This is a genomic window from Rhodopseudomonas sp. BR0M22, assembly GCF_010907035.1.
In the GTDB taxonomy this organism is placed as follows: domain Bacteria; phylum Pseudomonadota; class Alphaproteobacteria; order Rhizobiales; family Xanthobacteraceae; genus Rhodopseudomonas.
On sequence record NZ_QUMK01000110.1, the window covers coordinates 1 to 8,799 of the forward strand.

The window sequence follows — 8,799 nt, forward strand, 5'->3', positions numbered from 1 at the left end:
GCACCGCCCGTCTCCGCCAGAACCTTGGTGATCGCCGCCGTCAGCGACGTCTTGCCATGGTCGACGTGACCGATCGTACCGATGTTGCAATGCGGCTTGTTACGTTCAAACTTTGCTTTGGCCATCGTTCTCCATCCTAGTCGGCGCCAGCCTGGAAGGCGGCGAAACCGCGGCTGGTTACTGCGGAAAAGCACCCTGTTCAAGCCGGATTTTATGGGTCAATCTGGCGCGGAACACCGTCCGAAGGCCCGGATGACACGCGTGTGAACGCCGGCGCCCGATCACAACAAAAAACAGCCCCCGGGAGACGCAATGACCGCGACCGCCGCCGCAACCTCCGCCGCCACTCCGCAGACCCCCGCTTTGCCGGATGCCAAGCCCGAAACCCTGGGCCTGTCGCCGCGACGGCTGCAGGTGATGTCGGACGCCTTCAAGCGCGAGATCGACAAGGGCACCATCCCCGGCGTCACCGTGCTGGTGTCGCGCAAGGGCAAGATCGGCTGGTTCGAGGCGCTGGGACGGCAAGCGCCGGGTTCCGACGCGCCGATGAGCCAGGACAGCATCTTCCGGATCTTCTCGATGACCAAGCCGATCGTCTCGGTCGGCATCATGCAGCTCGTGGAAGACGGCCACATGCTGCTCGACGATCCGCTCTCGAAGTTCATTCCCGAATTCGAGAACACCAATGTCGGCATCGTGCGCGGCGGCGAACTCGAACTGGTGCCGCTGCAGCGAGCGATCACCATCCAGGATCTCCTGCGCCACACCTCCGGCATCACCTACGACCACACCGGCGATGGCCCGATCCATCAGATGTATCGCGCCTCGCGAATCCGCAGCCGCAAGATCAGCAACGAGGAACACGCCCGTCTGGTCGCCTCGATGCCGCTGGTGTGCCAACCGGGCGCAGCCTGGAACTACAGCCGCTCGACCGACATCCTCGGCCGGGTGATCGAAGTGGTGGCCGGCCAAACGCTCGGCACGTTCCTCACCGAACGCATCCTGGCGCCGCTGCAGATGGCCGAGACCGGGTTCCACACATCGGCAGAGAACAAGAGTCGCCTCGCCGAGGCGTTCCCGACCGACCCGTGGACCGGCGATCCGGTGGCGCTGTTCAACATGCTGGAAAAGCCGGTGATGGAATCCGGCGGCGGCGGTCTGGTCTCGACCACGATGGACTATGCGCGGTTCTGCCAGATGCTGCTGAGTGGCGGCACGCTGGATGGGACGCGCATCATCGGCCGCAAGACGCTGGAGCTGATGGCGAGCAACCACCTCGAGGCGCACATCCCGCCGGACAACTACATCCTGCCGCCGGGCAACGGTTTCGGCCTCGGCTTTGCGGTCCGCACGCAAGCCGGCATCTCGCCGTTCCCCGGCTCGGTCGGCCAGTACTACTGGAGCGGCATCGCCGGCACGTTCTTCTGGATCGACCCTGCCGAACAGATGTTCGCGGTGTTCATGTCGCAAGGGCCGGGACAGCGCGAATACTTCCGCACCCTGGTGCGCGATCTGGTGTACGCGGCGGTGGAGTAGTCGCCGCTCCTTTCCGCTAGTCATTCCGGGGCGCGAGCGACAGCTCGCGAACCCGGAATCTCTCTCGTTACTATAACCTCGGGATTCCGGGTCTGCGCGCCTGCGGCGCGCATCCCGGAATGACGGAGTGTGTGGCGAGGAGGAGCGCCTCAGCTAATCGTCGCGCCGCCGTCGATCACGATGGTCTGGCCGGTGGTGAAGGTGCCGGCCTTGGAGGCGAGGAAGATCGCGGCGCCGGCGATTTCGTCGGGTTCGCCGATCCGCTGCAGCGGCGAGCGCGCGGTCGAGGCCTTCAGCGTGTCCGGGTTCTCCCACAGCGCGCGGGCGAAATCGGTCTTGATCAGGCCGGGCGCGATACAATTCACGCGAATGTTGTGCTCGCCGTATTCGCAGGCGAGATTGCGGGCGAGCTGCATGTCGGCGGCCTTCGAGATGCAGTAGGCGCCGATCACGGTCGAGCCCTTCAGCCCGCCGATCGAGGAGACGATGGTGATCGAACCGTCCTTGCGCGCAATCATCTGCGGCACGACCTCGCTGATCAGCCAGTGATTGGCCACGATGTTGTTGTCGAGGATCTTGCGAAACTGATCGTCGTTGATGCCGGCCTGCGGGCCGTAATACGGGTTCGACGCAGCGTTGCAGACCAGCGCGTCGATCTTGCCGAAGCTCTGCGTCGCTTCCTGTGCCAGGCGCTTCAGATCGTCCTTGCTGGAGATGTTGGCGGCGAGCGCCAGCGCGGTGCCCGCGCCGAATTGATCGTTGATGGCCTTCGCCACCGCGTCGCAGGCGTCCTGCTTGCGCGACGAGATCACCACCTTGGCGCCCTGCTCGGCCATCCGCTCGGCGATCGCCTTGCCGATGCCGCGCGACGAACCGGTGATGACCGCAACTTTGCCGGTCAGGTCGAACAAGCTCATGTTTCTCTCCCGTTGTGAGTGCTGTTGATTATTGCAGTCCGTCATTGCGAGGAGCGAAGCGACGAAGCAATCCAGGATCAGTGTTCTCGACTCTGGATTGCTTCGCTTCGCTCGCAACGACGGTGAGACTTGTCAGACCATCCCAATGACGGCGCCTAGGCCAGCTTGCTCGGCGTCGCCAATTCAGGGCCCGCGGGCTGATGCATCGCGGCGTGCGACGGGTCGGCGATCCACGGCTGCTGATTGACCATCGGAATCCGCCAGCCCTCGTGACCGTTGGAGGCCATATGGTCGAGCCGGGTGATCGAGCAATTGTCGATCGTGAAGGCGAGCCCCCGCTCCGGCTGATCGCGAAGCGCGACGCCGATCGCGGCCTTGATGGTGCCGCCGTGCGCAACCGCGACGATGTCTTCACCCGGATGCGCAGCGGTGATCCGCGCGATCGCACGCCGGGTGCGCTCGTACAAATCCATGAAGCTCTCGCCGTTCGGCGCGCGCTCGTCGATCGGCGCGAACCAGAAGGTGTCGAGATTGACCGGCAGCTTGGCGAAGAACGCGGCGCGGTTGGTGCCCTGCCAGTCGCCGAGATGCTGCTCGTTGAGATCGGCATCCTGCGTGATGGTCTCGGGTCGCGGGAAGCCGGCGGCGAAGATCGCGTCCGCGGTCATGTGAGTGCGCTTCAGCTTGCTCGCGTACCACACCGCGTTCTGCGGCAGCACCCGGCTGACCGCGTCGAACACCACCTTGTCGCTGCAATCGCAATCGATGTCGATCTGGCCGTAGATGTTACCGCCGTCGCTGCGGACCGGCGCGTGCCGCACCCACCACCACCGCGTCGCGGTGACGCCGACCGGCACCGAGTGCTGGGCGACGAACGGTTTGTCGTTGGAAGACGGCGGCACGTTCGTCATGTGAGAAAATCCTTCAATCCGGTCACAAGTCGCTGTACGTCAGACCTCGCATCGTCTCAAGTCACTTGTGTGTCGGACGCGCGATGTCGACGAACGATCGTCGTTCCAATTCCGTCAAACGGCAAACGCCGCAAATGATCAGCAGGGAGCAACGCATGGGCCGCCTCGAAGGCAAATCCATCATCATTACCGGCGCCGGCAGCGGCATCGGCCGCGCGGCATCGCTGCTGTTCACCAAGGAAGGCGCGCAACTGATCGCCGTCGATCGCACCGAGGGCGTCAACGAAACCGTCGAGCTGGTGCGCAAGGCCGGCGGCACCGCCGAGGCGGTGATGGCTGACGCCGGCTCCGAGGACGACGTGAAGGGCTTCGTCGCCAAGGCGCTCTCGGCCTACGGCAAGCTCGACGGCATCTGGGCCAATGCCGGTATCAGCGGCGGTCTGGTGCCGCTGCCCGAACAAACGCCGGAGCATTGGCAGGAGATCCTGCGCGTCAACCTGATCGGTCCGTTTCTGGCGATCAAGCACACCATGCCGCATCTGATCAAACAGGGCCACGGCGCGATCGTGTGCACCGCCTCGGTCGCGGGCCTGAAGAGCGGCGCGTCGGGACACCCTTACGCGGCATCGAAGGCCGGCGTCATCAGCCTGGTACAGACCACTGCCTATTCGCTGTCCGGCACCGGCGTGCGCATCAACGCGGTGTGCCCCGGCCTGATCGAGACCGGCATGACCAAGCCGGTGTTCGACGGCGCCCGCGCCCGCGGCACCGATCACAAGATCGGTCAGCTCAACCCGCTGAAGCGCGCCGGCCAGCCGCACGAACTCGCCACCATGGGGCTGTTCCTGCTCAGCGACGAAGCGTCCTACGTCAACGGCCAGGCGTTCCCGGTCGACGGTGGCCTGACCGCTTCGATGCCCTATGCGGGCAAGCCGATCTGAGAAACCCAAGTCATTCGGGGGCGCGCGTGAAACGCGCGCCCCCGAAATCTCGTCGTACCAATCTCGAGATTCCGGGCTCGCCGCTGCGCGGCGCCCCGGAATGACCGGATAGTAATAAGGCGTGGCCGTTTCGGACCGCGCCTTCATTTTTTGGAATAGAAATCTCGCCGCTTACTTCGCGCCGGCCTTCTGGGCGTATTCCCACGCCAGCTCCGCCATCGGCACGGTGCGGGCGGCGGATTCCTTGGCCTTGTCGGAGGCGGCGGTGCCGTCGCGGACGCGGCCGGCGATGCCCGCCAAAATGCCGGCGAGGCGGAAGGTGTTATAGGCCAGATACCAATTGAGGTTCGGCACGCCGGAGATGCCCGCGGCCTTGCAATAGATGTCGGCGGCCTGCTCCAGCGTCGGCAGATTCAGCGCCTTGAGATCGGCCTCGGCGAGGCCCGGCATCGCCCACTGCATCAACAGATAGGTGAAGTCGGCCATCGGATCGCCGAGCGTCGACAGCTCCCAATCCAGCACCGCCAGCACGCGCGGCTCGGTGGCATGGAAGATCATGTTGTCGAGCCGGTAGTCGCCGTGCACCACCGACACCCGCTCCTGCACCGGCAGCGTGTTCGGCAGCCATTCCATCAGCCGCTCCATCTCCGGGATGGGCTCGGCCACCGACGCCTTGTACTGCTTGCTCCAGCGATCGACTTGGCGGGCGAAGTAATTGCCCGGCTTGCCGAAGTCGCCGAGACCGATCTTCTCCGGATCGTAGCTGTGGAGCTGCGCCAGCGTCTCGATCTTGGCCTTGAAAATCGCCCAGCGCGACTCCGGCGTCTGGGTCGGCAGGGTCGGATCCCAGAACACCCGGCCCTCTTCCATCGACATGATGTAGAACGACACGCCGATCACGGAATCGTCCGTGCACAACGCATAGGCCTTGGCAACCGGGAAGCCCTGCTTGCCCAGCGCGGCGATGACGCGGAATTCGCGGTCGACCGCGTGCGCCGACGGCAGCAGCTTGCCGAACGGCTTGCGCCGCATCACATAGGAACGGTTCGGGGTGACGAGCTTGTAGGTCGGGTTGGACTGCCCGCCCCTGAACTGCTGAACCTCGAGCGGGCCCTGATAGCCCTCGACATTCGATTGCATCCATTCGGCGAGGCGGGCCTCGTCGACCCGATGCCGCTCCTCGACCGGCTTGGTGCCGGTGTAATCGTCGTCGTTTCGCTTCCCGACCAAGTGACGCTCCTTGTTCTTGTTCGCGCGTTACGCGCCGCGCGTTCCGACAATCCCGAAATGGTCATACCCGGGCTTGACCCGGGTATCCATCTTTTCAAGAGATGCATCGCCGGATCAAGTCCGGCGATGACGTTTTTGTGCTGCCTTTGCGCGTCAGTGCGCCGCGTTGGCGTACTTCTTCATCTCCAGCCGGGCGATGGCGCGGTTGTGCACCTCGTCCGGGCCGTCCGCGAGCCGCAGCGTGCGGATGTTGGCGTAATCCTTGGCAAGACCCGCGTCGTCCGACACGCCGGCGCCGCCGAACGCCTGGATCGCTTCGTCGATGATGCGCTGCGCCATCCGCGGCGCCGCCACCTTGATCATCGCGATCTCAAGCTGCGCGGTCTTGTTGCCGACCTTGTCCATCATGTCGGCGGCCTTGAGGCACAGCAGGCGAGTCATCTCGATGTCGATGCGGGCTTCGGCGATCCGCTGCTCCCACACCGAGAATTCGATGATCCGCTTGCCGAACGCGACGCGCGACTGCAGGCGCTTGACCATCTTCTCCAGCGCCTCTTCGGCCTTGCCGATGGTGCGCATGCAGTGATGGATACGGCCCGGACCGAGGCGGCCCTGCGCGATCTCGAAGCCGCGGCCTTCACCGAGCAGCAGGTTCGAGGCCGGCACGCGGACGTTCTCCAGCTTGACCACGCCGTGACCGTGCGGCGCGTCGTCGAAGCCGAATACCGGCAGCATCTTCTCGATGGTGATGCCGGGGGCGTCGAGCGGCACCAGAATCTGCGACTGCTGCTGATGGCGGGCGGCGTTCGGATCGGTCTTACCCATCACGATCGCGATCTTGCAGCGCGGGTCACCGACGCCCGACGACCACCACTTGCGGCCGTTGATGACGTAATGATCGCCGTCCTTCTCGATCCGGGTCTCGATGTTGGTCGCGTCCGACGACGCCACCGCCGGCTCGGTCATCAGGAACGCCGAGCGGATCTCGCCGGCCATCAGCGGCCGCAGCCACTTCTGCTTCTGCTCCTTGGTGCCATAGCGGAACAGCACTTCCATGTTGCCGGTGTCGGGTGCCGAGCAGTTGAACACTTCCGAGGCCCAGGAGATGTGGCCCATCTGCTCGGACAGCAGCGCGTATTCGAGGTTGGACAGACCCGCGCCGTGGAATTCGTCGTCGTCGTGCGTCGACGGCGGCAGGAACAGGTTCCACAGACCTTCGGCCTTCGCCTTGGCCTTCAGCTCCTCGAGAACCGGGATCACCTTCCAGCGCTCGCCCTCGGCGTCCTGCTGCTTGTAGATCGGCACCGCGGGGCGAACGTGGTCGTTCATGAACTTGGTGACGCGGTCCAGCCATTCGCTTTGGCGATCGGACATCGTGAAATCCATCAGGCGATCCTCACTGTTTTTCCCAGACTGTTGTGACCGACGGGGTGGCGGCACTGTCGTCCTGCCGCATCGCGCCCGCAAGTCGGATTTCCGCCCCGCGTCCCCCGGGGGTGGGAGACCACGAACCGCGAAAACGAAGCTGCCGGCGTCTCGGCGCCCGACGGCGCATTGACTTCCGGCTGTGAAACGATAGTTTCATACAGCTGTTTGAATTGCAAGAACGATGATTTCCCGCGGAGCGGCATGTCCACCGACACCACACGCAGTGCGATCCTGACCGCAGCCGAACGGCTGTATGCCGAGCGCGGCTTCGGCGACGTCACCTTGCGCGACATCGTCGCCGCGGCCGGCGTCAACCTCGCCGCGGTGAACTATCACTTCGGCTCGAAGGACGAACTGATCGCCGAACTGTTCGTGACCCGCTCGATCGCCACCAATCGCGAGCGGTTCAACGAGCTCAAGGCCGCGGAATCCGCCGGCGGCGGTCGCGCGCCGATCGAGGCGGTGTTGCGGGCGCTGATCGGCCCGACATTGCGCGGCTGCCTCGGCCAGGACAGCGAGCGCTCGGATGCCGCCCGCTTCATGATCCGCGCCGCGATTGAAACCATTCCGCCGATCCGCAAGATCAAGAACCGCGAGATCGACCACTTGCGCAAATTTGCAGCCGCGATGCGGCGCTCCCTGCCCGGCAAGCCGGACGCCGAGATCTATTGGGGCCTGCACTTCGCGTTGGCGATGGCGCAGCAGACCGTGCGCGACAGCGAACGTCTGCTGCGGCTGTCGGAAGGCATCTGCGATCTCGACGACGTCGACGGGGTGATCGACCGCGTCGTCGCGGTGGCGTCGCTGGCACTGAAGACGGGCACCACCGGCACCGGCGAGGCCGCGGTGTCGCGGCGGCGCTGAGCCGACCAGCGCAGCAGCCGCCGGATGCCTCAGCGCGCGATCAACTCGACGATGCGGTACAGCACCAGCCCGGCCGCAAGCACCAGATAGCCGCGGAGCACCAGCAACCAGGTGCGGCTGATGGCGCTGAGACGGGCCGGCGGCAGCGTCGCCAGCGGCGGCATCCGCCACTCTTCCGGCGCAACAGCGAGCTCCGCCACGGGCTCGGCGCGGACACCCCGCGCGCGGCGCGCGATCAGCGCCACGGCGCCGGACAACAGCAGCGCGCCGACCACGCCGCCGCCCAGGATGCCGAGGATCATCCCCTCGCCGACGCCGGGAAACAGCACCGACACGGTGAGGATGACCGACAGCAGCACCAGCACCGCGACGATCGCGCCGGTGAACAGGTTGCCGGCGCGGCCGTTAGCCCATGGCCCGAGCACGGCCTTGTCGTTGCACAACAGCAACAGAAACACCGTCGCGCTCGGCAGCAGCACGCCGGCCAGCGTCTGCACCGCATTGGTGAGCAGGCCGAGCGGCATCCCCGGCGTCACCACCAGCGCCGCCGCGAACGCGATCAACCCGGCATAGACCGCGTAGAACCCCTTCGCCTCTCGCGGCTTGCGATGCAGCGAATGCGCCACCGCAAACACATCGCCGATCGCGTAAGCGGTCGACAGCGAAACGGCCGCCGCACCGATGATGCTGGCGTCGAGCAACGCCAGCGCGAACAGGATCGCCGGCAACCGCCCGGCGGCCTGCTCCAGACCGTGCGCGGTGCCGAGCGCATCGGTATAGGCGCCGAACTCCGGCCGGCCGGCGAAGGCCGCGGCCGAGAAGCCGATCATCGCCACCGCGCCGATGATCACCAGGCCGATGCCGACGCAGAGATCCCAGCGCTCGTAGCGGATGAAGCGCGGAGTGATGCGCTTGTCGATCAAATAGCTCTGCTGAAAAAACAGCTGCCACGGCGCGATCGTGGTGCCGACG

9 protein-coding genes are annotated in these 8,799 nt (G+C 65.5%); 3 read left to right on the forward strand and 6 right to left on the reverse strand.

Annotated elements, in window-relative coordinates; translation table 11 throughout:
- Window positions 1–125, reverse strand: a 125-nt coding sequence (locus tag DY468_RS23655; RefSeq protein ID WP_246701102.1) for a GTP-binding protein, incomplete at its 3' end; no start/stop codon positions are given.
- A 187-nt stretch (window positions 126–312) separates the two neighbouring features.
- Here DY468_RS23655 and DY468_RS23660 point away from each other — a divergent pair.
- Complete coding sequence (locus DY468_RS23660) at window positions 313–1,536, forward strand: serine hydrolase domain-containing protein (protein WP_164607941.1); 1,224 nt, start codon at window positions 313–315, stop codon at window positions 1,534–1,536.
- A 149-nt stretch (window positions 1,537–1,685) separates the two neighbouring features.
- Here DY468_RS23660 and DY468_RS23665 read toward each other — a convergent pair whose 3' ends face one another.
- Window positions 1,686–2,453 (reverse strand): SDR family NAD(P)-dependent oxidoreductase, encoded by a 768-nt coding sequence (locus DY468_RS23665; RefSeq protein WP_164607943.1) that lies wholly within the window; start codon window positions 2,451–2,453, stop codon window positions 1,686–1,688.
- Window positions 2,454–2,608: 155 nt separating this feature from the next.
- Window positions 2,609–3,364, reverse strand: a complete 756-nt coding sequence (locus DY468_RS23670) for a histidine phosphatase family protein (RefSeq protein WP_164607944.1) — start codon at window positions 3,362–3,364, stop codon at window positions 2,609–2,611.
- 155 nt (window positions 3,365–3,519) lie between these two features.
- Here DY468_RS23670 and DY468_RS23675 point away from each other — a divergent pair, with 155 nt between their 5' ends.
- The gene (locus tag DY468_RS23675; RefSeq protein WP_164607946.1) at window positions 3,520–4,305 is read left to right on the forward strand and encodes an SDR family NAD(P)-dependent oxidoreductase; all 786 of its coding nucleotides are present in this window, start codon (window positions 3,520–3,522) and stop codon (window positions 4,303–4,305) included.
- 171 nt (window positions 4,306–4,476) lie between these two features.
- Here DY468_RS23675 and DY468_RS23680 read toward each other — a convergent pair whose 3' ends face one another.
- Both DY468_RS23680 and DY468_RS23685 read right to left on the reverse strand, forming a co-directional pair.
- Window positions 4,477–5,535 carry a phosphotransferase family protein gene (locus DY468_RS23680; RefSeq protein WP_164607948.1) on the reverse strand — a complete coding sequence of 353 codons (1,059 nt, stop codon included), beginning with the start codon at window positions 5,533–5,535 and terminating at the stop codon, window positions 4,477–4,479.
- Window positions 5,536–5,688: 153 nt separating this feature from the next.
- Window positions 5,689–6,921, reverse strand: coding sequence for an acyl-CoA dehydrogenase family protein (locus tag DY468_RS23685; RefSeq protein ID WP_164572327.1), 1,233 nt, complete (start codon window positions 6,919–6,921; stop codon window positions 5,689–5,691).
- Between the two features lie 243 nt (window positions 6,922–7,164).
- Here DY468_RS23685 and DY468_RS23690 point away from each other — a divergent pair, with 243 nt between their 5' ends.
- Window positions 7,165–7,827, forward strand: a complete 663-nt coding sequence (locus DY468_RS23690) for a TetR/AcrR family transcriptional regulator (protein ID WP_164572326.1) — start codon at window positions 7,165–7,167, stop codon at window positions 7,825–7,827.
- A 29-nt stretch (window positions 7,828–7,856) separates the two neighbouring features.
- On the opposite strand, the gene DY468_RS23695 is transcribed toward DY468_RS23690, so the two are convergent.
- Window positions 7,857–8,799 (reverse strand): NRAMP family divalent metal transporter (locus tag DY468_RS23695; protein ID WP_164607950.1); only part of this gene is annotated, 943 nt, incomplete at its 5' end.

What these genes read in the sequence shown, in the direction of transcription:
- DY468_RS23685 (WP_164572327.1), bottom strand. Translation starts at nt 6,921, where the DNA reads ATGGATTTCACGATGTCCGATCGCCAAAGCGAATGGCTGGACCGCGTC.
- DY468_RS23690 (WP_164572326.1), top strand. Translation starts at nt 7,165, where the DNA reads ATGTCCACCGACACCACACGCAGTGCGATCCTGACCGCAGCCGAACGG.
- DY468_RS23670 (WP_164607944.1), bottom strand. Translation starts at nt 3,364, where the DNA reads ATGACGAACGTGCCGCCGTCTTCCAACGACAAACCGTTCGTCGCCCAG.
- DY468_RS23675 (WP_164607946.1), top strand. Translation starts at nt 3,520, where the DNA reads ATGGGCCGCCTCGAAGGCAAATCCATCATCATTACCGGCGCCGGCAGC.
- DY468_RS23660 (WP_164607941.1), top strand. Translation starts at nt 313, where the DNA reads ATGACCGCGACCGCCGCCGCAACCTCCGCCGCCACTCCGCAGACCCCC.
- DY468_RS23665 (WP_164607943.1), bottom strand. Translation starts at nt 2,453, where the DNA reads ATGAGCTTGTTCGACCTGACCGGCAAAGTTGCGGTCATCACCGGTTCG.